23 protein-coding genes are annotated in these 24061 nt (G+C 62.7%); 19 read left to right on the top strand and 4 right to left on the bottom strand.

Annotation, left to right across the window (positions count from 1 at the left end; genetic code table 11):
• Positions 1–65 precede the first annotated feature (65 nt).
• The 3 genes from ACFSCT_RS09665 to ACFSCT_RS09655 all read left to right on the top strand — a co-directional run bounded on the left by ACFSCT_RS09665 (position 66) and on the right by ACFSCT_RS09655 (position 6125).
• Positions 66–2114: a calcium-binding protein gene (locus tag ACFSCT_RS09665; protein WP_379142278.1), complete on the top strand. Its 2049-nt coding sequence runs from the start codon at positions 66–68 to the stop codon at positions 2112–2114.
• 262 nt (positions 2115–2376) lie between these two features.
• A complete protein-coding gene (locus ACFSCT_RS09660) occupies positions 2377–4632 on the top strand; it encodes a calcium-binding protein (protein WP_379142276.1) in 2256 nt (751 codons plus the stop codon).
• 38 nt (positions 4633–4670) lie between these two features.
• A complete protein-coding gene (locus tag ACFSCT_RS09655) occupies positions 4671–6125 on the top strand; it encodes a hypothetical protein (RefSeq protein WP_379142274.1) in 1455 nt (484 codons plus the stop codon).
• Here the strand turns inward: ACFSCT_RS09655 and ACFSCT_RS09650 are convergent.
• Positions 6106–7167, bottom strand: coding sequence for a glycosyltransferase family 2 protein (locus ACFSCT_RS09650; RefSeq protein ID WP_379142273.1), 1062 nt, complete (start codon positions 7165–7167; stop codon positions 6106–6108). The genes ACFSCT_RS09655 and ACFSCT_RS09650 overlap by 20 nt on opposite strands.
• A 228-nt stretch (positions 7168–7395) precedes the next feature.
• Between ACFSCT_RS09650 and sucC the strand changes: the two genes are divergently transcribed.
• The 15 genes from sucC (at position 7396) to lpdA (ending at position 19715) form a co-directional block, all read left to right on the top strand.
• Positions 7396–8589: an ADP-forming succinate--CoA ligase subunit beta gene (gene sucC, locus ACFSCT_RS09645; protein WP_379142271.1), complete on the top strand. Its 1194-nt coding sequence runs from the start codon at positions 7396–7398 to the stop codon at positions 8587–8589.
• A 1-nt stretch (position 8590) separates the two neighbouring features.
• A complete protein-coding gene (locus tag ACFSCT_RS09640) occupies positions 8591–8869 on the top strand; it encodes a hypothetical protein (protein ID WP_379142270.1) in 279 nt (92 codons plus the stop codon).
• An 11-nt stretch (positions 8870–8880) separates the two neighbouring features.
• Positions 8881–9765: a succinate--CoA ligase subunit alpha gene (sucD, locus tag ACFSCT_RS09635; RefSeq protein WP_379142269.1), complete on the top strand. Its 885-nt coding sequence runs from the start codon at positions 8881–8883 to the stop codon at positions 9763–9765.
• 40 nt (positions 9766–9805) lie between these two features.
• Positions 9806–10210 carry a hypothetical protein gene (locus ACFSCT_RS09630; protein ID WP_379142268.1) on the top strand — a complete coding sequence of 135 codons (405 nt, stop codon included), beginning with the start codon at positions 9806–9808 and terminating at the stop codon, positions 10208–10210.
• 7 nt (positions 10211–10217) lie between these two features.
• Positions 10218–10745 carry a DUF805 domain-containing protein gene (locus ACFSCT_RS09625; RefSeq protein WP_379142266.1) on the top strand — a complete coding sequence of 176 codons (528 nt, stop codon included), beginning with the start codon at positions 10218–10220 and terminating at the stop codon, positions 10743–10745.
• Positions 10742–13717, top strand: a complete 2976-nt coding sequence (locus tag ACFSCT_RS09620; protein WP_379142264.1) for a 2-oxoglutarate dehydrogenase E1 component — start codon at positions 10742–10744, stop codon at positions 13715–13717. The genes ACFSCT_RS09625 and ACFSCT_RS09620 overlap by 4 nt, the downstream gene beginning before the upstream one ends.
• Positions 13714–15396, top strand: coding sequence for a 2-oxoglutarate dehydrogenase complex dihydrolipoyllysine-residue succinyltransferase (gene odhB / locus ACFSCT_RS09615; protein ID WP_379142262.1), 1683 nt, complete (start codon positions 13714–13716; stop codon positions 15394–15396). Before ACFSCT_RS09620 ends, odhB begins: the two co-directional genes overlap by 4 nt.
• Positions 15397–15415: 19 nt before the next feature.
• The gene (locus tag ACFSCT_RS09610) at positions 15416–15808 is read left to right on the top strand and encodes a hypothetical protein (RefSeq protein ID WP_379142260.1); all 393 of its coding nucleotides are present in this window, start codon (positions 15416–15418) and stop codon (positions 15806–15808) included.
• 120 nt (positions 15809–15928) lie between these two features.
• A complete protein-coding gene (locus tag ACFSCT_RS09605; RefSeq protein ID WP_379142259.1) occupies positions 15929–16297 on the top strand; it encodes a nuclear transport factor 2 family protein in 369 nt (122 codons plus the stop codon).
• Positions 16294–16713: an EVE domain-containing protein gene (locus ACFSCT_RS09600; protein WP_379142257.1), complete on the top strand. Its 420-nt coding sequence runs from the start codon at positions 16294–16296 to the stop codon at positions 16711–16713. Before ACFSCT_RS09605 ends, ACFSCT_RS09600 begins: the two co-directional genes overlap by 4 nt.
• A gap of 12 nt (positions 16714–16725) precedes the next feature.
• Positions 16726–16983, top strand: coding sequence for a hypothetical protein (locus tag ACFSCT_RS09595; RefSeq protein WP_379142256.1), 258 nt, complete (start codon positions 16726–16728; stop codon positions 16981–16983).
• 4 nt (positions 16984–16987) lie between these two features.
• A complete protein-coding gene (locus tag ACFSCT_RS09590) occupies positions 16988–17542 on the top strand; it encodes a L,D-transpeptidase family protein (RefSeq protein WP_379142254.1) in 555 nt (184 codons plus the stop codon).
• Positions 17539–17928 (top strand): MAPEG family protein, encoded by a 390-nt coding sequence (locus tag ACFSCT_RS09585; protein WP_379142253.1) that lies wholly within the window; start codon positions 17539–17541, stop codon positions 17926–17928. The genes ACFSCT_RS09590 and ACFSCT_RS09585 overlap by 4 nt, the downstream gene beginning before the upstream one ends.
• Complete coding sequence (locus tag ACFSCT_RS09580; protein ID WP_379142251.1) at positions 17928–18317, top strand: hypothetical protein; 390 nt, start codon at positions 17928–17930, stop codon at positions 18315–18317. The genes ACFSCT_RS09585 and ACFSCT_RS09580 overlap by 1 nt, the downstream gene beginning before the upstream one ends.
• 15 nt (positions 18318–18332) lie before the next feature.
• Positions 18333–19715, top strand: coding sequence for a dihydrolipoyl dehydrogenase (gene lpdA, locus ACFSCT_RS09575; protein ID WP_379142249.1), 1383 nt, complete (start codon positions 18333–18335; stop codon positions 19713–19715).
• 208 nt (positions 19716–19923) lie between these two features.
• On the opposite strand, the gene gndA is transcribed toward lpdA, so the two are convergent.
• Positions 19924–21345 (bottom strand): NADP-dependent phosphogluconate dehydrogenase, encoded by a 1422-nt coding sequence (gene gndA / locus ACFSCT_RS09570; protein ID WP_379142247.1) that lies wholly within the window; start codon positions 21343–21345, stop codon positions 19924–19926.
• Between the two features lie 191 nt (positions 21346–21536).
• A complete protein-coding gene (locus ACFSCT_RS09565) occupies positions 21537–22097 on the bottom strand; it encodes a gluconokinase (protein WP_379142245.1) in 561 nt (186 codons plus the stop codon).
• 559 nt (positions 22098–22656) lie between these two features.
• Here ACFSCT_RS09565 and ACFSCT_RS09560 point away from each other — a divergent pair.
• On the top strand, positions 22657–23220 hold the full coding sequence (locus ACFSCT_RS09560; protein ID WP_379142244.1) for a manganese efflux pump MntP: 564 nt from the start codon (positions 22657–22659) through the stop codon (positions 23218–23220).
• A gap of 31 nt (positions 23221–23251) precedes the next feature.
• Here ACFSCT_RS09560 and ACFSCT_RS09555 read toward each other — a convergent pair whose 3' ends face one another.
• Positions 23252–23779: a cell wall hydrolase gene (locus ACFSCT_RS09555; RefSeq protein ID WP_379142243.1), complete on the bottom strand. Its 528-nt coding sequence runs from the start codon at positions 23777–23779 to the stop codon at positions 23252–23254.
• Positions 23780–24061: the final 282 nt, after the last annotated feature.

Raw genomic sequence — 24061 nt, 5'->3', positions numbered from 1 at the left:
ACCAATGCCAAAGGGCCGCATCACCCGATTTGCCGCCGTCTGCCATTTGACGGAAGGGTTTGACGATGCCAGATATTCCAGGTGACCTCACGACCGACGCCGCAATTCGCCCTAATCAGACGGTAAGCTCTGCACTTGAAACGACCGGCGATCATGACTGGTGGAAGGTCTCTCTTCAGGGCGGCCTGACCTATGGCTTCCGCTTCATCACTGACGGCAGCGCGAGCGCCCTGCCCGATCCTGACCTGGCGCTGCGCAATTTTACCGGCACCGTCCAGCGACAGGTGATCAATGACACCTTCAACCCGACAATTTTCAGTTATACTGCCTCGGGGTCGGGTCCGATTTTTTTGGATATATTCGACTCGGGCGGCGATACCGGCATTTACAATCTGGAGTTCATCGCCACCGATGTCATCCGCGGTGACAGGTGGACCGACCAACTTGTGTCGGATGCTCCGCTGACCACCTTTAACGGCAGGATTGAAGTTGCAGGCGACACCGACTGGTTCCGCGCCAACGTCAAGGCGGGCTACGACTATCAATGGCGGGTCGACGCCGATCCGGCAACCGGCTTTGTGCCGCAGGTTCAGCTGGTCGATATCAACGGCAATGTGGTGCAGGAAGCCCAAACCGACGCAGCGACCGGCGCCCAGTATCTGACCTATTCGGCCACCGCACCCACGGCGCTGTTCGTGAAGGTCGGCAACGCCAACGGGGCCGGCGATTATTCGGTGACACAGGTGTCGTACGACGAGGTCCCCGACGTGCCTCACTCGGAAACCGATTACGCGTACAGTTCGAGGATCGATTCCCCGCAGGACAGTGACTGGCTGCAAGAGAACCTGAGCGCGGGCCTGACCTCGAAATTCACGATAACGCCGGCCTGGGACGGGTTCACAGCCATCAAGGTAACGTTGCGCGATGCCGCAGGGAACGCGGTGGGTGAAACCCTTGTAAACAGCCCGGACAGCCCCACGGTGACCTATATCTATACCCCCACCGAGGCGGGCCGGTATTATTTGGACGTAGAGGGTAACGGGTCCGTTGGTCAAACCGGCCGCTACATGTATTCGCATTGGGACGATTATATCCGGGGCGACATCTATACGACCAAAACTCTGGTCGACGGCGCAACCGTCGATCCGAAATACTTTTCCAGCAGGATCGAAATGGCGGGCGACAGCGACTGGTTTAAGTTTCAGGCGACAGAGGGCATCACATATACGTTTAATGCGATCAGCTCGTATGAAACCGGCGCGATGGTGATGAATATACGCGATGCCAGCGGCGCAATCATCGCTTCGGATAGCGGCAATTCCGCAAGCGACTCGCTCGCAACGCTAAAATTGCAGGCGGGCGCCACCGAAACCTGGTTCATAGACATCCAGATGGCGGGCGACGGAACCGGAGGATACCGACTGAACGCCATTTCCACCGCACCTGAGCTGCGAGCAACCTGGGACTATCCCGACCTGAGGGGTGGCGGCCTTGATACTACGATCTATGGTCATTCGCGTAACAACGTCCTCGACGGCGGCGGCGGCAATGATACCCTGTACGGTGGCGCCGGTTATGACACGCTGTTCGGAAATATCGGCAATGACTATCTCGATGGCGGCCAAGGCGGCTCTGGCCCAGCCTACATGATGGACGAGCTTTATGGCGGGGACGGGAACGATACCCTGAAAGGTCGGGACGGACGGGACGTGCTGGACGGCGGCAATGGCGATGACCAGCTATTCGCCGGCCTCGAAAATGATCGGTTGGCCGGCGGGGCCGGAAACGACAGGCTCGACGGAGGCGATGGCCGCGACATCATCTTCGGTGGCAGCGGAAACGACATGCTGCTGGGCGGTGCGGGCCGGGATACGCTTATTGGGGGTTCCGGCGCCGACCTGTTCGTCTTTGCCGCAAATGGCGGCGTCGACCGGATCGACGATTTTGAAAATGGCTTCGACCGTATCCGCATCGACGACGGCGCGAGATCTTATGACCAGCTGTCGATCGAGCAATACAATGATTACGTAGTGATCCAGTCGTCGAATTTCGTCATCTATATCGACGATACCCAGCGGTCCCAGATCGACGCCTCGGATTTCCTGTTCGCCTGAGCCGCCTATCCGGTTTCGGTTCCGGTCAAGACAAGAGACGGCGCCGGCTATACAGCCGGCGCCTTTTCCGGTTAGGATAGGTCATTAGCCGGGGACGGCCCCCGGCCTTGTTGACCATTAACCGGACGGGTCGCTCGGGTGACCGTCTTGCTGGCACTGGAATTTGATGACCGCATAGCTTGTCGCGCACAGGCAAGACCGATGCCAAAGGGCCGCATGACCCGATTTGCCCCCGTCTGCCATTTGACGGAAGGGTTTGACGATGCCGGATATTCCAGGTGACGACACGACCGAGGCCAACATATTTCCCGGTCTGACGGTAAGATCCGCACTTGAAACCACAGGCGATCATGACTGGTTTAGGCTCGCGGCCTCGGCCGGTATCACCTATGGTTTCCGCTTCATCGGCACCGGCAGTGCAGAGACGCTGCCCGACCCCGATCTGGCCTTGCGCAACGCGGCCGGCGTCGTCCAGTTTCAATACATCAACGACAATTTCAACTCGACCTATCTGAGCTTCACGCCGAAAGGATCGGGGACGATTTTCGCGGATGTGTTCGACTCGGGCGGCGATACCGGCACCTATATACTGACGCTCAGTGCTGAGGACGTCATCCGCAACGACAGGTGGACCGACAAGATTTTGTCGAATTCTCCGCAGACCGCCTTTGAAAGCAGGATAGATCTTCCCGGCGACGCCGACTGGTTCCGCGCCAACGTGAAGGCCGGTCTTGACTATCAATGGCGCGTCGATCCCGATCCGGTAACCGGCTTCATGCCAACGGTTCAGTTGGTCGATATCAACGGCAATGTGGTGCAGGAAGCCCAGAAAGACGCGGCGGGCGCGCAATATCTGACCTATACGGCCACCGCACCCACGGCGCTGTTCGTGAAGGTCGGCACCGCGACCGGGGGGGTCGGCGATTATACGGTGACGCAGATATCGGATGACAAGGGCTACAACGTGCCGAACTCCAACCAGACCAATTGGCCCTATACGATAGACTCGCCAAACGACAGCGATTGGTATGCCCAGGATTTGAAGGCCGGCCTTATCAGCACGTGGGTGGTGGATCCGACACGCTTCGGAGGCGCCAAGGACATCAAGGTAACGTTGCGGGATGCGGCCGGAAACGCAGTTACCGAGACCGTTGTATCAAGCGCATCCAACCCGACGCCGACCATCGTTTATAAGGCGACTGAGAGTGGGCGGTATTATCTGGACGTGGAAGGAAATGGCCCGCTAGGCCAGACCGGCAATTATTATATCCTGTCGGATTATGATGATATCAGAGGCGACGCTCTGACCGCCGAAACGCTGGCTGACGGTCAGACCCTTGCCTTTGTTAGCTACGACGACCCCGTCAGCTACGATATCGAAGCACCGGGTGACAGCGACTGGTTCAAGTTTCAGGCAGTCGCCGGGACGACATATAAGTTCGACGTGACCGGCTACATCAGTTCTGACTATCCCGATGCGGACGTGCTTGTGAATGTCCGCAACGCAGATGGCGCGATCATCGCGTCGGCGACCGGTTCTGATGTTACATCGCTGACGTTAACCGCCAATACCAATGAACGTTGGTTTGTCGACGTCCAGATGACCAATGAAGGTGTCGGAGGTTACAGGGTTCTGGCCACGTCGACCGCGCCGGTTCTTTATGCGACATGGGCGGTTCCCGACCTTACCGGCGGATGGAAGGATACCACGATTTACGGCCATGCCGGCGACAATCGGCTGGATGGCGGGGACGGCAACGATAAGCTTTACGGTGGCTACGGCGACGATAGCTTATACGGCGGTAACGGAAACGACTATCTTGATGGCGGCCCCGATTCGCCGACGTCGGGCTGGAAGCAGTTCCTTTACGGAGGTGAGGGAAACGACACGTTGAAGGGCGGCGCCGGCCCCATTGATGAATTGTACGGCGATGGCGGCAACGACCTGATCTTCGGCGGTGCCGGCGTCGATGGATTGCATGGCGGCGACGGCGACGACACGCTGTACGGCGGGACCGGATATGACAGGCTTGACGGCGGCAACGGCAATGACCGCCTGTCGGGCGAGAACGGCGGTGATTACCTTTATGGCGGCGAAGGAAACGACACGCTCGACGGTGGGTCGGGGGATGACGGACTTAATGGTGGTGCCGGAAACGATACGCTGATCGGCGGGGCTGGGAATGATAGCCTTTATGATGTCGAAGGCGGCTTTGACAGCCTGTCCGGCGGGGACGGGAACGACACTCTGCAAGGCGGTGCGGGTCGTGATACGCTTTCCGGCGGTGCCGGCGCCGACCAGTTCGTCTTCTATCGGAATGCCGGCACCGACAGGATCACGGATTTCGAAGACGGTATCGACCATATCCGCCTTTACGACGGTTCGAAATCCTATGAGGATTTGTCGATCCGGCAATACGGCGACGACGTGCTGATCAATTCGTCGAATATCGCGATCATTATCGAAAATACGCAACGATCCGCTATCGACGCCTCGGACTTTCAGTTTGTAGGATGACCCCGATCATCAACAGGTAGTCAGAGGTAACGGTTGAAATGACGAAATACGGTTTGGTTGCCGACCGCAAGCTGCGGCGGTCGGCGCTGGTGTCGGGTCTGGCGGTGGCGTCGCTGCTGTTCGGTGCGCAGGTATCGTTGGCGCAGGTCACGCAGAATCAGCCGGTCGAGGCACCGGCGGAGGCTCCGGTTACCGAGAATGCGCCGGTCGAGGCCCCCGCCACCGAAGCGCCCGCCACCGAAGCGCCAGCCGGGGAAGCGCCAAGCGATGATGCCGCCTCTGACATGCCCCGGGATCCGGACGCGGCGGCCACGGAAGACGCCGACGATAAAACCGTGCCGTCGGGACCGCCGGCCGAGCCCGCCCCCGAACCCGATCCGATTTCCGCCCAGATCGGCCGCGAGGGGCTGAAGGCGACCGCGAAGTCGCTGGCCGCCCTGCCCGACCCGACCGATGCCCAGCGGTTCGCGCTTGCCGGGGTTCAATTCCTGTCCGGCGTCGAATCCGCCCTGCAACTGCGCTGGCAGATGGATCTGAGCACGCAGGTGTCCGACCTGCCGCTGCTGCGGCTGCCGCTGCCACCCAACCCGGACCCGAAACCGTTCCGCCCGGAATCGGTGAAAGAGCTGTTCGTAGCCGTGGACAACAGCATGATCGAAGCCCGCAAAGCGCTGGTTCCGCTTGGAAAAGACGATTTCGGCCTGACCATCGCGCTGGATGATCTGTGGTTCGATATCGACAGCAACGGGGTGCGCGACGACAGTGAATCGCTGATGCCGATCCTGACGTCGCTGATGGGCGGTATCGGCGTCGATGATCAGGCGCAGGCGCTGCCGGTGGTGCGGTTCGACCGCGCCGATGCGGATTGGCTTCTGGCCTATACCCACATGCTTTCAGGCGTGTCCTCGGTCGTGCAGGCCTATGATCCGACCGAGGCCATCGCCCGTGTCACCGAGGCGCGGAAGAAATTCGGCTACATGACCGCGGGCGAGATGTACGGCATGTACGTGCCGCTTGATTTTGTCGATGCCGCCGCCGTCATCGTCCGCTCGCTGCGCGGTCAGCCGAATGTCGAAAAGGCGACCCGGGCCAAATCCGAGTTTCTGGCCATGTTCGCGGCCAACAAGTCGTTCTGGAAGCGGGTGGAGACCGAGACCGACAATCAGGCCGAATGGATCCCGAACGCCCGCCAGCAATCGGCGATGGGGATCGAGCTGCCCCCCGAAACCGGCGAGATGTGGCAGGCGGTGCTGACCGAGGGCGAGGATATCCTGAACGGCAGGACCTTGCTGCCCTTCTGGCGCGGCAATTTCGGGATCAACGTCGGCAGGATGTTCACCGATCCGCGCCCCATCGACCTGATCGACTGGTTTCAGGGTGCGGGCGCGCTGCCCTATCTCGAATCCGGCAAGATCGCCTCTTTCGAGGCGGCGCGGCGCTTTGGCGATCTGTTCTATGGCAACGGGATGCTGGTCAGCCTGTGGCTGAACTGACGGCCTCGGCGTCGAAACCATAACGGTCGCGGGCCCGGGCGATAAGCTCGGGTTCGCGCCGGATCAACGCGCGGTCGAACGCGGCGGGGCTCAGGTCCACCTTGTCGCCGAAAACCTGCCGCACCGCGCCGGGAATGTCGGGCGCGTCGTCATGCAACAGCTTTTTTCGCGACAACGCCCGGACCTGCCGGTGCGACAGCCCCTGACACAGCCAATGCATGTCGCGCACGGCGTTTGGATCACCGGCCGCCGCCGCCATGTCGCTGTACTGCGCCCGGCGGTAATCGCCATAGGCGACCTGCGGCCCCTTCACCACGGTCATTTCCCGGCGCAGCATCTTCAGCGCGTAATGCAGCGGCGTCAGCCCGTCGAAATGCATCAGAAACACCGATTTCGAGGGCGCATAGGGAATATCGTTGACCGTGACGTGATAATCGCGCAGCGGGAAATGCACCCCCAGCGCATAGGGGTGGCCGGTGCGGGTGATCGCTTTGCCCGCGACATGGCCGGTCAATCCCCGGTTCAGATAGCGCGCGCCAAAGCCGTATATCTCGAAGGCCGCGTCGCCTCTGTCTTTCCAGTCGCTGCGAAACTGGCCGCTGAAGATATGCGCGGGGGTTTCCCGGCTTAGAAAAACCCGCTCATGCACCAGAAGCCGCCGCCAATGCTTGTTGGGGTCGGAATGGGCAAGATCGGTGCGCAGCGGTCTTACCTGATGAAGAAACTCGTCGGCGTCGCAATGCAGCATCCAGTCGGCGCGGCTGGCCTGATAGGCGTGGGTCGCCATGTATTTCTGCCGCCCCTGATGGCGCAGCGGGCGCTGGTTCTGCCAGCTGTCGGCCCAGCCGTCCTGACCGGCGATCCAGACCCGCACATCCCCGACCCCGGCCAGAAGGTCCTGCGTTTCGGCGTCCGGGCGATCAAGGCAGACATGCACCTCGGAGGCGCCCTGCACCAGATGATGGGCGACAAAGGCGGCGGTCAGGGCGGCGGGCTCATCGACCAGGGCGACGACCCCCCAACTGGGTCCGGTTTCCGTCATCTTGTCCCCGATATCGCCGCGCCTTTTACCCGTCCGCATTGGTAAACTGACGGCATTCCGGTTTCAACCGGCGAGGGGTCGCTCGCGCGCACGTGAGCTTGTGATCACACGTATTCTGGGCGTGATCACAAACCGGCAAATCTTTGCCCAATCGTTGGATTTCGGTTTTTCGGGCCGGTCTGATATGCAAAAACGGCCTGCAAAGGAACCTGAAAGGGGATTGGGTGAATGAATATTCACGAATACCAGGCCAAGGCGCTGCTCAAGCAATACGGTGCCCCGGTATCGGATGGCCGCGTCGTGCTCAAGGCCGATGAGGCCAAGCGCGCCGCCGGCGAACTCGACGGGCCGCTGTGGGTCGTCAAGGCGCAGATCCACGCCGGCGGCCGCGGCAAGGGTCATTTCGCCGAAAAGGAAGCCGGTGAAAAAGGCGGCGTGCGCCTGGCCAAATCCCCGACCGAGGCCGAGGAACTGACCCGCCAGATTCTGGGCCGCACCCTGATCACGCATCAGACCGGCCCCGCCGGCAAGCAGGTCAACCGCGTCTATATCGAGGACGGCAGCGACATTGAACGCGAACTGTATCTGGCGCTGCTGGTCGATCGCGGCACCTCGCGCATCAGTTTCGTCGCCTCGACCGAGGGCGGCATGGACATCGAGGAAGTCGCCGCCAAGACCCCCGAAAAGATCGTCAGCTTCAGCGTCGATCCGGCCTCGGGCCTGTCCGATTTCCACGGCCGCCGCGTCGCCTTCGCCCTTGGGCTGGAAGGCCAGCAGGTCAAGCAATGCGTGGCGCTGATCCGCAACCTGTATCGCATGTTCGTCGAAAAGGACATGGAGATGCTGGAGATCAACCCGCTGATCGTGACCACCGACGGCAACCTGAAATGCCTCGACGCGAAGATGGGCTTTGATAATAACGCGCTGTATCGCCAGCCCGAGATCATGGCGCTGCGCGACGAGACCGAGGAGGATCCCAAGGAGCTCGCCGCCTCGAAGTTCGATCTGAACTATATCGCGCTGGACGGCGAGATCGGCTGCATGGTGAACGGCGCCGGTCTGGCCATGGCCACCATGGACATCATCAAGCTGTATGGCGCGGAGCCCGCGAACTTCCTGGACGTCGGCGGCGGCGCCAGCAAGGAAAAGGTGACCGAGGCGTTCAAGATCATCACCAGCGATCCGAACGTCAAAGGCATCCTCGTGAACATCTTCGGTGGCATCATGCGCAACGACATCATCGCCGAGGGCATCGTCGCCGCGGTGAAAGAGGTCGGCCTGAAGGTTCCGCTGGTCGTGCGCCTGGAAGGCACCAATGTCGAGGAAGGCAAGCGCATCATCCGCGAAAGCGGGCTGAACGTGATCCCCGCCGACAACCTGTCGGACGCGGCCGAGAAGATCGTGAAAGCGGTGAAGGGGTAAGATGAACGCCCAGATTGCCCTTGCCGTGGTCGGTTTTGCTGTCACCGTCTGGGTGGCATTCCTGACCTTGGCGGCCGAGGCGACAAGGCGAACCCGCAACGCCAGTTCATTGCTGGTCGGACGCCGCCAGATCGCAAGCAAACTCGGTCTCGGGGCAATCGAGCGTATTGGCCAACACCCCGCCTCACTCACCGCGCAAATCTGGGTTCTGAGGGTACTTACCCTTGCTGCCCTTTGCTTTACCGGCTGGCATCTCGTCAGCGCACTCATATACGAATAGGAGCCAACCGAATGGCCATTCTCGTAGACAAGAACACCAAGGTCATCACTCAAGGGATCACCGGATCCCAAGGCACCTTCCACACCGAACAGGCGATCGCCTACGGCACCAAGATGGTCGGCGGCGTGACGCCCGGCAAGGGCGGGACCGAGCATCTGGGGTTGCCGGTGTTCAACTCGGTCCATGAAGCCGTCGCCAAGACCGGCGCCACCGCGACCGCGATCTATGTGCCGCCGCCTTTCGCAGCGGATTCGATCCTCGAGGCCATCGACGCCGAAATCCCGCTGATCGTCGCCATCACCGAGGGCATCCCGGTCTTGGACATGATGAAGGTCAAGCGCGCGCTGGAAGGGTCGAAATCGACGCTGATCGGGCCGAACTGCCCCGGCATCATGACCCCCGACGAATGCAAGATCGGCATCATGCCCGGCAATATCTTCAAGCGCGGCTCGGTCGGCGTGGTCTCGCGTTCGGGCACGCTGACCTATGAGGCGGTGAAGCAGACCTCGGATGTGGGTCTGGGCCAGTCATCGGCCGTCGGTATCGGCGGCGACCCGATCAAGGGGATGGAGCATATCGACGTGCTGCGCTTGTTCCTTGACGACCCGGAAACGGAATCGATCATCATGATCGGCGAAATCGGCGGTTCGGCCGAGGAAGAAGCCGCCGAATTCCTGGCCGAGATGAAGAAAAAGGGTGTCTGGAAGCCCACCGCCGGCTTCATCGCCGGCCGCACCGCGCCCAAGGGGCGCCGCATGGGCCACGCCGGTGCGATCGTGTCGGGCGGCAAGGGCGACGCGGAATCGAAGATCGAGGCGATGAAGTCCGCCGGCATCATCGTCGCCGACAGCCCCGCCGGTCTGGGCGAGGCGGTTCTGAAAGCCATCGGCAAGTAAAGGTGAACGAAATGCCTCCGGCCCGCGTTCGGGATATGAGATGGAACGGCTAGGCAGCATAGATACCGACAAACCTCCCGCTGCGCGCGGGCGGGTTTTGCGGCATGCCGTGGCGGGTGCCACGGTTTTGTCGTTGCTGTTGGTGTCTGCCTGTGGCCGTGGCGGCCGCCCGACCGAGGACGTGCTGCCCGGCGGCATTCCCGCCCGCACCGATCTGCACCGGGCGTCGTCCCTGCCGCCGCAGGCGATCCGAACCGTCGCGCGGCGGGATTTCGGCTGGCGGGTGATCTATCACCCCGGTTCGGCCCCCGCGAACGCGGATCAGCAGGCGGCGGTCGCGCTGTGCCGGCTGGAGAACCGCCGGGTCGACCGGATCGAGCACGTCGCCTCGGCCGCGCCCGGCGACGATCCCGGCACCCGGCTGATCGACATATTCTGTGGATGAGCGGCGCATGAACATCACCTCCGCCATCACCGCAGGTTTCGCAGGCACGTTCCGCTGGAAAGCTCGCGCCACCCGCGCCGAATACTGGCTGTTCCTGCCGGTGGGGCTACTGCTTCCCGCCCTGACGATGACGGCTGTGACCGCGCTTGGCTTCGGCGTCGGGATCGCGATCGTGGCCGGGTTGGCGGCGCTTCTGCCGCTGGTCGCGGTGACCTCGCGCCGCGCGCTTGATACCGGGGCGACGATCGCGGCGACGCTCGAACCGACACTGGACCTGATCGGCCTTATCGGTTGGGTCTGGCTGACCAGGATGACCGGCACCAGCCTTTACGCCGCATTGAACGCGGCCGACGGGCCGGCCGGTTTCGGCACGATGTGGCTGTTCCTGATCACCATGCCGGTCATGGTGCTGATCGGCCTTTCCATTTTCCTGCGCGGGCTGATCCGGGGCGCTGCCCTGTTCAGCCAGATGGCAGAACCTTCTCAACCTGGCCCCAACAAATACGGACCCAACCCTTCCGAGGTTCAACAATGACCGAGCAACCGAAAACCGCCGATTTCCGCGACAGTTCGTTCCTTCAGGGCACGAACGCATCCTATGTGGAACAGCTTTACGGCCAGTGGGCCAATGATCCGGCGTCGGTGGACGCGGCATGGGATGAATTCTTCAGTGATCTCGGCGATGATGGCGGCACCGTCAAGCGCGAGGCGAAGGGCGCAAGCTGGCGTCGCCCCGACTGGCCGCCGGCGCCTTCGGACGAACAGACCGCGGCGCTAACCGGCGAATGGCCGATGTCGTCGAACGCCGCGGCGCAGGTCGCCATCGACAAGATCGCGGGCAAGGCCGAGGCCCGGGGCATCACCCTGTCGGATGAACAGCTTCGCCGCGCGGTTCTGGACAGTATCCGGGCGATCATGCTGATCCGCGCCTATCGCATCCGCGGCCATCTGTTCGCCGATCTCGATCCGCTGGGCCTGCGCGAAATGCCCCCGCTGGGCGAGCTGGACCCGGCGACCTATGGCTTCACCGCCGCCGATATCGACCGGCCGATCTTCATCGACAATGTGCTGGGCCTGCAGATCGCCTCGATCCGCCAGATTGTCGAGTTGATGAAGCGCACCTATTGCGGCACTTTCGCGCTGCAATTCATGCATATCTCGGACCCCGAACAGGCGGCATGGCTGAAAGAGCGGATCGAGGGTTACGGCAAGGAAATCGCCTTCACCCGCGAAGGCCGCCGCGCGATCCTGAACAAGCTGGTCGAGGCCGAGGGATTCGAGAAATTCTGCCACGTCAAGTTCATGGGCACCAAGCGCTTCGGCCTTGACGGCGGCGAGGCGCTGATCCCGGCGATGGAACAGATCATCAAGCGCGGTGGCGCGCTTGGCGTGAAGGACGTGGTCATCGGCATGCCCCACCGGGGCCGCCTGTCGGTGCTGGCCAATGTGCTGAACAAACCCTTCCGCGCCATCTTCCACGAATTCCAGGGCGGCAGCTACAAGCCCGACGACGTGGACGGCTCGGGCGACGTGAAATATCACCTCGGCGCGTCCTCGGACCGCGAGTTCGACGGCAATATCGTCCACCTGTCGCTGACCGCGAACCCCAGCCATCTCGAGGCCGCCGACCCCGTGGTGCTGGGCAAGGCCCGCGCCAAGCAGGACCAGCTTGGCGACCAGCGCGAACGGACCGCCGTCATGCCGATCCTGCTGCATGGCGATGCCGCCTTTGCCGGTCAGGGTGTGGTGGCCGAGTGTTTCGGCCTGTCGGGCCTGCGCGGCCACCGTACCGGCGGGACTATCCATATCGTGGTGAACAACCAGATCGGCTTCACCACCGCGCCCAGCTTCAGCCGCTCGTCGCCCTATCCGACCGACATCGCGCTGATGGTCGAGGCGCCGATCTTCCACGTCAACGGCGATGACCCGGAAGCCGTGGTCCATGCCGCCAAGGTGGCGACCGAGTTCCGGCAGAAATTTCACAAGGACGTGGTCATCGACATCTTCTGTTATCGCCGCTTCGGCCATAACGAGGGTGACGAACCGATGTTCACCAACCCGGCGATGTACAAGAACATCAAGGGCCACAAGACCACGTTGCAGCTTTACACCGACCGGCTGGTCGCCGACGGGCTTATCCCCGAAGGCGAGATCGAGGATATGAAGGCCGCTTTTCAGGCGCATCTGAACGAAGAGTTCGAGATGGGCAAGAACTTCAAGCCGAACAAGGCCGACTGGCTGGACGGCCGCTGGTCGGGGCTGGAGCGCGAAGGGGCGGAATATATCGCCGGCAAGACCGGGATCAGCAAGAAGGCGATGACCGAGATCGGTCAGGCGCTGACCACGCCGCCGCCGGGCTTTGATCTGCACAAGACCGTCGGGCGGCTTCTGGAAGCCAAGCAGAAGATGTTCCAGAGCGGCGAGGGTTTCGACTGGGCCACGGCCGAGGCGCTGGCTTTCGGAAGCCTGTTGCTGGAAGGCAATCCGGTGCGCCTCTCCGGTCAGGACAGCACGCGGGGCACCTTCAGCCAGCGCCATTCGGCCTTTATCGACCAGACCACCGAGGAACGCTATTATCCCCTGAACCACATCCGCGACGGTCAGGCCCGGTACGAGGTCATCGACTCGATGCTGTCGGAATATGCGGTGCTGGGCTTCGAATACGGCTATTCGCTGGCCGAACCCAATGCGCTGGTGATGTGGGAAGCGCAGTTCGGCGACTTCGCCAACGGCGCCCAGATCATGTTCGACCAGTTCATCAGCTCGGGCGAAAAGAAATGGCTGCGCATGTCGGGTCTGGTGATGCTCCTGCCCCACGGTTACGAGGGTCAGGGCCCCGAACACAGCTCGGCCCGGCTGGAACGCTGGTTGCAGATGTCGGCCGAAGACAACTGGATCGTCGCCAATTGCACCACGCCGGCCAACTATTTCCACATCCTGCGCCGGCAATTGCGCCGCGGCTTCCGCAAGCCCTTGGTGCTGATGACGCCGAAATCACTGTTGCGCCACCCGATGGCGCTTAGCACGGCCAAGGATTTCCTGACCGGCAGCACGTTCCACCGGGTGCTGTGGGACGATGCCCAACAGGGCGTATCGACCACCACGCTGAAGCCGGATTCCGAAATCCGCCGCGTCGTCATCTGCTCGGGCAAGGTCTATTATGATCTTCTGGCCGCGCGGGACGAAGCCGGGCTGGACGATGTCTATCTGCTGCGGCTTGAGCAGTTCTATCCCTTCCCGGCACAGTCGATGTCGCGCGAACTCGATCGCTTCAAGAACGCCGAATTCATCTGGTGTCAGGAAGAGCCGAAGAACCAGGGCGCATGGTCCTTTGTCGAGCCGAATATCGAATGGGTCCTGAACCGCATCGGCGCCAAGAACAGCCGCGCCAGCTATGCCGGCCGCGCGGCGGCGGCCTCGGTCGCGACCGGCCTTGCCTCGCGCCACAAGGCCGAGCAGGAGCAGCTTGTGTTCGACGCGCTCGGCATTGAAAGGCAGAAGGCATGAGCATCGAGGTCCGCGTCCCGACCCTGGGCGAAAGCGTGACCGAGGCGACGGTCGCGACATGGTTCAAGAAGCCGGGCGATACCGTCGCCGCCGATGAAATGCTTTGCGAGCTGGAAACCGACAAGGTCACCGTCGAGGTCCCCTCGCCCGGCGCCGGCGTGCTTGCCGAAATCGTCGTGCCGGAAGGGCAGACCGTCGCGGCCGGCGGCTTGCTTGCCATGCTTGATGAACAGGGGGCCAAGGCGGCTGCCGCCTCCTCTGCCCCCGACCGTTCCACCGAACCAGCCGAAACCGGAAAAGCCCAGACGCCCCGCAAGGCCAAGGCCGAAGAAACTGAAAGCGAGACCAGCGCAATGAGCGGAAACAACATCGACGTAATGGTGCCCACGCTGGGCGAAAGCGTGACCGAGGCAACCGTCGCCACATGGTTCAAGAAGGTCGGCGATGCCGTCACCCAGGACGAGATGCTGTGCGAGCTTGAGACCGACAAGGTATCGGTCGAAGTGCCCGCCCCGGCCTCGGGGGTGCTGGCCGAGATTCTGGCGCAGGAAGGCGAAACCGTCGCCGCAAACGCGCGTCTGGCGATCATCACCGAAGGTGCATCCGCCGGCGCGCCCGCCAAATCCGGCGCCAAGCCGAAGGCCGGGGACGAGCCCGACACCCCCGCCCCCGAGGACACCAGCGATGCCCATGGCGTCAAGGCCGAGGATGTCGGCTCGCCCGGCGCCGGCCCCGAAGAGGTCAAGGTGCGCGATGATGTGGAAGACGCGCCGTCCGCCAAAAAGGCCATGGCCGAGGCCGGCCTGAAGGACAGCGAGGTCAAGGGCACCGGCCGCGATGGCCGGATCATGAAGGAAGACGTGGCCGCCGCCAAGGCCGCGCCGCGCCCGGCCGCGGCGCCGGCTTCCGCACCGGCCGCTTCGTCCGACCCGCCGGCCCCGGCTTCGATCCCCCGCGCCCCTTCCTCGGCCGAGGACGCGGCGCGCGAGGAACGGGTCAAGATGACCCGGCTGCGCGCCACCATCGCCCGGCGCCTGAAAGACGCCCAGAACACCGCCGCCATGCTGACCACCTATAACGAGGCGGACATGAAGGCGATCATGGACCTGCGCAACGAATACAAGGACGCCTTCGAGAAGAAGCACAAGGTCAAGCTGGGCTTCATGTCCTTCTTCGTGAAGGCCTGCACCCACGCGCTGAAGGAAGTGCCCGAGGTCAATGCCGAGATCGACGGCGGCGACGTGGTTTATAAAAACTACGTCAACATGGGCGTCGCGGTCGGCACGCCGCAGGGTCTGGTGGTTCCGGTCGTGCGCGACGCCGATCAGAAATCCTTCGCGCAGATCGAAAAGGAAATCGCCGAACTGGGTCTGCGCGCCCGCGACGGCAAGCTGACCATGGCGGAAATGCAGGGCGGCACCTTCACCATCTCCAACGGCGGCGTCTATGGCTCGCTGATGTCCTCGCCGATCCTGAACCCGCCGCAGTCGGGCATTCTGGGCATGCACAAGATCCAGGACCGCCCGGTCGTGGTTGGCGGCGAGATCGTCATCCGCCCGATGATGTATCTGGCGCTGTCCTATGACCACCGCATCGTGGACGGCAAGGGCGCGGTGACGTTCCTTGTGCGGGTGAAAGAGGCGCTTGAGGATCCGCGGCGGTTGCTGATGGATCTGTAATACAGACAGGATGCGCGCGATGGATAATCTTCAAAAGTCTGAAGCAGTTATCGCGCGCATTTTGGCACATGTTGCTGAGAATGGGCTCCAACCGTCTGAACTTACTAACGATACATTGGAATTGGATGCCGAGATGGCGCCTTTTTTTGTCGCCTGTTACGATTGGCTGGAAGCCGAGGGTATCGTACGGTCAACGAATATTTCGCGTACGTTAAATGGGCATATTTACGTAACAAACCCCGCGATCACGGCGTACGGCTTTCGGCTTCTTGGACAAGGCGTAAGTTTGGGTGGAGAAAATACAACGCTAGGCGCTGCGGTGAAAGAGGTCTCGACTGGACGCTCTTTCTCACAGATCGGCGAACTTATTGGGGGCATACTTGGAGCCTTCACCAAGTCAATTAGCTCATAAGGGCCTCTGGAGATCGGCCCCGCCCGACCGCCCCCCCGGGCGGGCGCTTCGCTTCCACCCGCGGTCGGTCGCTGCCCTGATTTCTCGAGACAGAACGCCACTTCTGGAATGTGCGACCTGATGTCCCCCAGTTTCACCGATCTGGAACCGGCCGTCTGGCAAGCCGTATCTCGCGCCGACCGCGCGTTTCTGTCGGCCACTATGGCGCCCGATTTCTTTGAACTCGGACGCTCGGGGCGGCGCTATTCGCGCGACGATATCCTGTCGGGCATGGATCAACAGCCCGGCGTCGTGACCGTTCTGCACGACATCGATACCCATATGCTTTCGCCGCAGATCGCGCTGGTAACCTATGTCTCCGAAGTGCGCTATGACCGGGGTACCGAGTGGGCAAATCGCAGTTCGCTCTGGGATCGGTCATCGGGCGAATGGCGGTTGCGCTTTCATCAGGGAACCCCGATCGAGCCGCTGCAAAAGGCGCCCGCATGACCGCCCCCCGCCACTGGATCGGCGTCGTTTCCCGCGAACACGTCCTTATCGGCGTCGCGGGCGGTTTCGCGATGCTGAACCACGGCAAGCTTGCGCCCCTGAAACGCATCGCGCCCGGCGATACCCTGATCTATTACTCGCCCAAGACCAGCTATCCCGATGGCGCGTCTCTCAAGGCGTTCACCGCGATCGGCACCGTGGCCGACCGGCCGCCCTATCAGGCCGAGATGGGCGCGGGCGGCATGGGCTATCGCATTGATGTCGCATGGCTTCCTGCAACCGAGACGCCGATTGCCGCGTTGACTGACAGGCTGGAGTTCACCCGGGGAAACTGGGGGATGCTGGCGCGCAGGGGGTTGTTTCCGATCTCAACCCACGATCAAGATGTAATCCGGGCCGCGATGACGGCCAGTTGAAAGGAGCTTTCGATGAACCAGTTGCTGGTCCGCTATGACATCGGCGATTTCGCCACGTTCAAGACCGCCTTCGACAATGACGCCGAGGATCGCGGCAATAACGGTCTGTCGCTGCTGCAACTGTGGCGCGAGGGCAATGCGCGGGCATGGGCGTTGTATCAGGTTGGCAACGGCGCCCGCGCCCGCGCCTATCTGGACGGCGCGGCGGCCGTGTTCAACAGCCAGGCCGGCGTCACCTCGACCGAGGTTCATCTGCTGGAAACTGCCTGAGACCATGCGGCGCGCCGTCCTGCTTTGCGTGGTGCTGGCCGTGGCGATGCCGGTCGCGGCGGCCGGCTATACGCGCGCCATGCGAAGCCATTCGGGCACCGCGCCCGGGATGGCACCGGCAGCCGAGCAGGCGGACCGCATCATCGTCGACAAACCGGCGCGGCTGATGCGGTTGACGCGCGGCGACAAGGTCATTCGCAGCTATGCGATCAGCCTCGGCGGCGCGCCCACCGGCCACAAGATCCGCGCCGGAGACGAGCGCACCCCCGAAGGCCTGTATCGCATCGACTGGCGCAACGCGGGCTCGATCGCCCATCTGTCGATGCATATATCCTATCCCGAACCGCGGGATGTGGCGGCCGCCAAGGCGCGGGGCGACGACCCCGGCGGCGCGATCATGATCCACGGCATGCTGAACGGCTGGGGCTGGATCGGCGGCGCGCATCGTCTGGTCGACTGGACGAATGGCTGCATCGCCGTAACCAACGCTGAAATGCGTGAAATCTGGGCGCTGGTCCCGGACGGAACGCCGATCGAAATAAGGGGTCAGGACATATGACGACCGAGCTTACCGTTCTTGCGCTGGCGGCGCTGTTGCAACTGATCCAGATCGGCCTTGCGGCGGCGGTAATGAACAAGGATGTGGGCGCGGACTGGAATGCCGGGCCGCGCGATACCCAACCCGAATTTTCACCCATGACCGGGCGGCTGCGCCGCGCGGTCGACAACCATTTCGAAGGGCTGTTGCTGTTCACCATCGCCGTTGTGGTGGTGGTGCTTTCGAACAGCCAGAGCTGGCTGACGGCGACTTGCGCATGGGTCTATCTTCTGGCGCGCATCGCCTATGTGCCCGCCTATGCCTTTGGACTGTCGCCGTGGCGCTCGGTCATCTGGGGGGTCGGGACGCTGGCCACCGTGATCATGCTGCTTGCGGGGCTGTTCTGATGCAGGGTACGCTGTTACCGACGGTGCTGGCCCTATCGGCCTTCGCGATAGGGGCCGATGCAGCGCAGGCCGATACGGATCTGGTCCCCGGAACTTATCTGCGTCAGACCAAGCGTTGGGATCCTGACCTTCGACGGTTCATGAACGGTACCTCACCCGGCGAGGGAGAGGCCTGTTTTCTGGTGGTCTCGCGTGACGAAACCGAGGTTACGTTGCGGCAGGTCAGTGGCGATTTCTACGAATGGTGGTCTGGCAATACCATCGGCCCGGGTCGGGAAGACGTATGGTTTGACAGTGACGAATTCAAAGCGCAGAACCCCGGCAAACCTGCGCTGACCCAGATCCGGACGATTTTCGAGACAGTGCAATCCTGCCAACCGACTTCCTGAATGAGGACGAAAGCAATGCCCACCTATGACCTTATCGTGATCGGCTCCGGCCCCGGCGGCTATGTCTGCGCAATCCGCGCCGCCCAGCTTGGCCTGAAGGTCGCCTGTGTCGAGGGCCGCGAGACCTTGGGTGGAACCTGTCTGAACGTCGGCTGCATCCCCTCCAAGGCGCTTCTGCATGCAAGCCATATGTTGCACGAAGCCCAGCACAATTTCGCCCGCATGGGCTTGATCGGCAATGCGCCAGATGTCGATTGGGATGGCATGCAGGGCTACAAGGCCGAAACCGTGACCACCAACACCAAGGGCATCGAATTCCTGTTCAAGAAAAACAAGATTGACTGGATCAAGGGCTGGGCCACGATCGAGGCGCCGGGCAAGGTCAAGGTCGGCGACACCGTTTATGACACCAAGGCCATCGTCATCGCCACCGGCTCCGAGCCGTCGCCGCTGAAAGGGGTCGAGGTCGACAATGACAAGGGCGCCGTGGTCGATTCGACCGGCGCGCTGGTATTGGCGCGGGTTCCGAAAACCATGGCCGTGATCGGCGCCGGCGTTATCGGGCTGGAGCTAGGTTCGGCCTATGCGCGGCTTGGCACCAAGGTCACCGTGATCGAATATCTGGACAACATCACCCCCGGCATGGACGGCGAGGTGCAGAAACAGTTCCAGAAAATCCTTAGCAAGCAGGGTCTGACCTTCATCATGGGCGCCGCCGTTCAATCGGCGGCGAATGGCAAGGTCACCTACAAGCTGCGCAAGGATGACAGCGAACACAGCCTTGATGCCGATGTGGTTCTGGTCGCCACCGGCCGGCGCCCCTATGTCGACGGGTTGGGGCTGGAGGCTCTGGGCGTCGCCATGACCGATCGCGGGCAGATCAAGATCGACGATCACTGGCAGACGAACGTCCCCGGCATCTATGCCATCGGCGACTGCGTTCCCGGCCCGATGCTGGCCCATAAGGCCGAGGATGAGGGCATGGCCGCCGCCGAGGTCATCGCCGGCAAGCAGGGTCATGTGAACTATGACGTGATCCCCGGCGTGATCTATACCACCCCCGAGGTCGCCAGCGTCGGCCTGACCGAGGAAGCCGCCAAGGAATCCGGCCGGAAGATCAAGATCGGCAAATTCCCGTTTCTCGGCAATGCCCGCGCCAAGGCCATGTTCCAAAGCGAGGGTTTCGTGAAGCTGATCGCCGATGCCGATACCGACCGGATCCTCGGCTGCCACATCATCGGTCCGAACGCGGGCGAGATGATCCACGAAATTTGCGTGGCAATGGAATTCGGCGCCGCGGCCGAGGATGTCGCGATGACCTGCCACGCCCACCCGACCACCTCGGAAGCGGTGCGCGAGGCGGCTTTGGCCTGTGGCGACGGGGCGATCCACGCCTAGTCTGCGGGCGAACGCCCTACCCTCATAAACGCCTGATGCCCGGTCAAAAGCCGGGCATTTTCTTTCGGCGAATGAGGGCCGGAACGCCCCGCGCGCGCCGCGTGTGCGCCCCTTTGCCGCACCCGGATCGGATCGGCCCCGGGTTTTCCCCGGCACGGTGCCGGGCGCGGATCGTCGGGATCCGCGCGCCGTGAAATCCCGAACCTGCTCAGCCTTGCGGGTTGGTCCACCACGGCCCATGCGGCGCGTCCTTGCCGTCCAGCCGCTCATAGCCGTGCGCGCCAAAGAAATCGCGCTGCGCCTGTATCATGTTGGCCGAACCGCGCGGCGTGCGCATGCTGTCGAACCACGACAGCCCCGCCGCCAGCGCCGGCACCGCTATGCCTGCCGCCGTGGCCGCGATCACCACCTGACGCAGCGCGGCCTCGTTCTGTTTCACCATCGCGGTAAAGGGCGCCGCGAAGATCAGGTTTTCTCCCGGCGTTTTTTCCAGCGCGGTCGCCATGTCGTTCAACATGGCCGAGCGGATGATGCAGCCGGCCCGCCAGATTTTCGCGATGGTGGGCATCGGCAGATCCCAGGAAAATTCGGCCGCCGCGCGCGAAAGCATGTCGAAACCTTGCGCATAGCACAGGATCTTGCCCGCGATCAGGGCTTGCTCCAGCACCGTCGTATCCAGCGCGCCTTTCGGCAGCGGTTGCGGCTGCGGTCCGAAAACCTCGGCGCCGTGCTTGCGCGCCTTGACCTGCGCGGAAAGATTGCGCGCCACGACCGCCGCCTCGATCACCGGGATCGCGACGGCGAGCTTCTGCGCCTCGATCACGGTCCAGCGGCCGGTGCCCTTCTGTCCAGCGGCGTCAAGGATCTGATCCAGCATCGGCCCGCCGCTGATCGGATCGACGGCGCGGGCAACCTTGCCGGAAATCTCGATCAGATATGAGGCGAGCGGCCCCTTGTTCCACGCCTCGAAGGTCTCGGCAATCCCGGTGCTGTCGAAACCCATGCCGTCGCGCATCAGGGCATAGGTTTCGGCGATCATCTCCATATCAGCGTATTCGATGCCGTTATGGACCATCTTCACGAAATGACCCGCACCGCCCGGACCCATCAGCGCGGCACAGGCCTCGCCCTCGTATTTGGCCGAGATCGCCTGAAGCATTTCGCCCACGCGATCCCATTGCGCCACGGTCCCGCCCGCCATGATCGAAGGCCCGTGACGCGCGCCGTCTTCGCCCCCGGAGACGCCGATGCCCATGAAATCATAGGGCTGATCCTTGGCCTCGGCGACGCGGCGTTCGGTGTCAGTGTAATTGGCGTTGCCCGCATCAATGATCAGATCGCCCTTTTGCAACAGCGGCGCCAGCGCCTTGACCTGCTGATCGACCACCGGCCCCGCCGGCACCATCAGGATGATGGCGCGCGGCGGCGTGATGGCGGCGACCAGTTCGGCCAGCGTCTTGGTGGGCACCAGCCGCGCGGCCAGCGGGCCGGCCTCTTGCATGAAACTGTCGGTGACCGCCGGGGTCCGGTTGAACACGGCGATCGGATAGCCGTGTTCGGCGATGTTCAGCGCAAGCGCCCCGCCCATGGTGCCAAGCCCGATCAGCCCGAAATGAGGTGCGTTTTCCATGAATTAGTTCCGATCCCCGGCAATAAGTTGTTCCGCGACACAGATCCGCGGCATGTGGACCGGGTTTCGATCCGGCGCGCAGACGCAGCCGTCGCATCCCCGGTATTCACCGCTATGCGTGATGCGGCGCTTTTCGTCAATCCGGCCGCCGTGACGGGTGGAAGGCGCACCCATATCGAAGGACATCGTGTTCAGCGACCCTTACCATCGGCACCCGGTGGCCCGGACAGATGCAGCAATGCGACGATCTGATCGACCATCGCCATGACCGGCTGATCTATGCTGATGGTGATGGCGTTTTCATCGCCGTCAGGCACTTCCAGCGTCTGAAGCTGGCTTTGCAACAGCGCCGGCGGCATGTAATGCGCGGTGCGGGCCTGCATCCTCGATTGCAGCAGCGACTCGGGTCCGGTCAGATAGACGAACGCCAGATCGGCGTGCCCCGAGGTATGGCGCAACCGGTCGCGATAGACCCGGCGCAGCGCCGAACAGCCAAGGATAAGCCCCTCGGACGCGTCGCGCAGCGCCTGCCCGCACAGGTCCAGCCACGGCCAGCGATCATCATCGGTCAGCGGCTGGCCATTGCGCATTTTTTCGACGTTGCGCGCCGGATGCAGGTCGTCCCCGTCGCGATAGCGCAGCCCGATCCGCTGCGACAGCGCCAGCCCGACCGAGCTTTTGCCAGAGCCCGACACCCCCATCACGACGATATGGCGGGGATCACGGCGAAGCGCGGAGGGTTCAGTCGACATGGGTTTCTGGTCCGTAAGCGAAAATTGAGAAAATCGGCAAGGAAGCGGGTCGTCCCGGAACCGCCCGCGTGACGACCCGACCGCCATCGGGGCGGCCTGCCGCGATTCGGGGCGCCACGATTCGTGCCGTCGTGCGGCAGATCATCAGGTCGGGACCGGTCCGGATCAAACGCGCCTCCACCATGGTTTCAGCCATCATACCGATGCGACAAAGCGACGGATAGGGTCGAGTGAGAAGGAACGCCATCAATGCCGCAAAGGCGGCAAAATCATTTCGTTACGGCTTTGCTCGGCCTCTTATCCGGGCTTGTGCGCAGGCTTCATGCGAATGATTTGCAATTGTATTTATTGACTTTTTTCTTGAACTCCGCCGCTTTCCCCGGTACCAGACACCCATCGGGGAGTAGCGACCGCCAGCGATGGCGGAGGCGCGTCAACATACTCGCGAGGCGGTTTTCTCGCGTGGCGTGACCGGTCCGAAGGGCTTTGCGAGACCGTGGCGGTGGGACTCTGCGGGCGGGGTCCATCCATCGCCCGGATCAGCCCAGAGGAACACCGCATGTCACCGATTTCCATCGGCGTAATCGCCGTCTCGATGTCTGTCGACGCTTTCATCGCCTCGATCGGAAAAGGCGCCGGCGCACGGCGCCCCAATTTCAGGAACGCGATCCGCACCGGGGCCATTTTCGGCATCGTCGAAACCGTCACGCCGCTGATCGGCTGGGCGGCGGGCATGGCCGCCAGCCAGTCCGTCGCCGCCATCGACCACTGGATCGCCTTCGTGCTGCTGGCCGCGGTGGGCATCCGCATGGTGCTTCAGGCGGCGCAGAACCGGGATAAGGATGAGGGCGCATCGTCAGCGACGCTTTGGGCGACCGTCGCCACCGCCGTCGGCACCTCGATCGACGCGATGGCGGTCGGCGTGTCGCTTGCGTTCCTTGACGTCAACATCATCGTGATCGCCGTCGCCATCGGCGTCGCCACCATGGTGATGAGCTCGACCGGCATGCTGGCCGGCCGTTTTCTCGGCAAACGCCTTGGCCGCATCGCCGAGATGCTTGGCGGTATCGCGCTGGTCGGGCTGGGCGCAACGATCCTGTTTCAGCACCTGACCGGCGCCTGACCGATCGGTTACGGCCGGTCCTGCCCCCGCCTTAGCGGATGCCGTCGATCGGCGGCGGCGGGACCGGCTGGGTCACAAGGTAATTCTTGCGCTTTTCATAGAAAGCGTTGCCCCCGGCGACGAGCACATAGTGCATGTTGTCATAGGAAAACCGATAGCCCTGGGCGTGGAAGAACATGGCGTTGCCGATCAGCGGATGACGTTCGCCGGCCAGCACCGCCCGGGCGGCCTCGCGCACCTCGGGCAGCGCCTTCGAGTTCATCTTGCGGGTCATCACCCCCGGCGCGAACTGGTTCTTCTGACCGACAACGCCGCAGACCGTGTTCGGAAACTTCTCGGACTCGACCCGGTTCATCACCACGCTGCCCACCGCGATCAATCCGTCGCGGCTGGAGCGGTTGGATTCGAAGAACATCGCCCGTTCCATGCACTCAAGCGCGGTTTTGCGGCCGCCGAAGGAACCCGATGAAATGCCCGAACATCCCGAAAGCGCGACAAGCGCGACAAGCGCGACAAGGCCGGTTGCGGCAAGCCGCGACCGTGAGGTCTGAGGTGTCATTGGTTTTGCCTGCACTGCCCGTTTTTTTCTTTTTGTCTCGCGAACGGGCGGATTTTTCAACTGTAAAGCGCAGCGGCGCCACGCTTTTCCCCCCGTCCGGCATAGTAGCGCCGATCACGGACGCCGCATCGGGGGCACCGGGGGGCACCGGACGGACGTTGACATGCAAATGGGCGGGCCCATGCAGGACCCGCCCGATCTGTCGCCCGGCGGCCGCCTAGAGGGCGTCTTCATTTAAGGGATTCCCATAGGGTTTGAGTTCTGATTCAAGATCTAAAACGG

Source organism: Paracoccus pacificus (assembly GCF_042680785.1).
GTDB classification, from domain to species: Bacteria; Pseudomonadota; Alphaproteobacteria; order Rhodobacterales; family Rhodobacteraceae; genus Paracoccus; species Paracoccus pacificus.
Note: the sequence above shows the minus strand (reverse complement) of the source record. Positions and strands in the feature narration are given on the sequence as shown.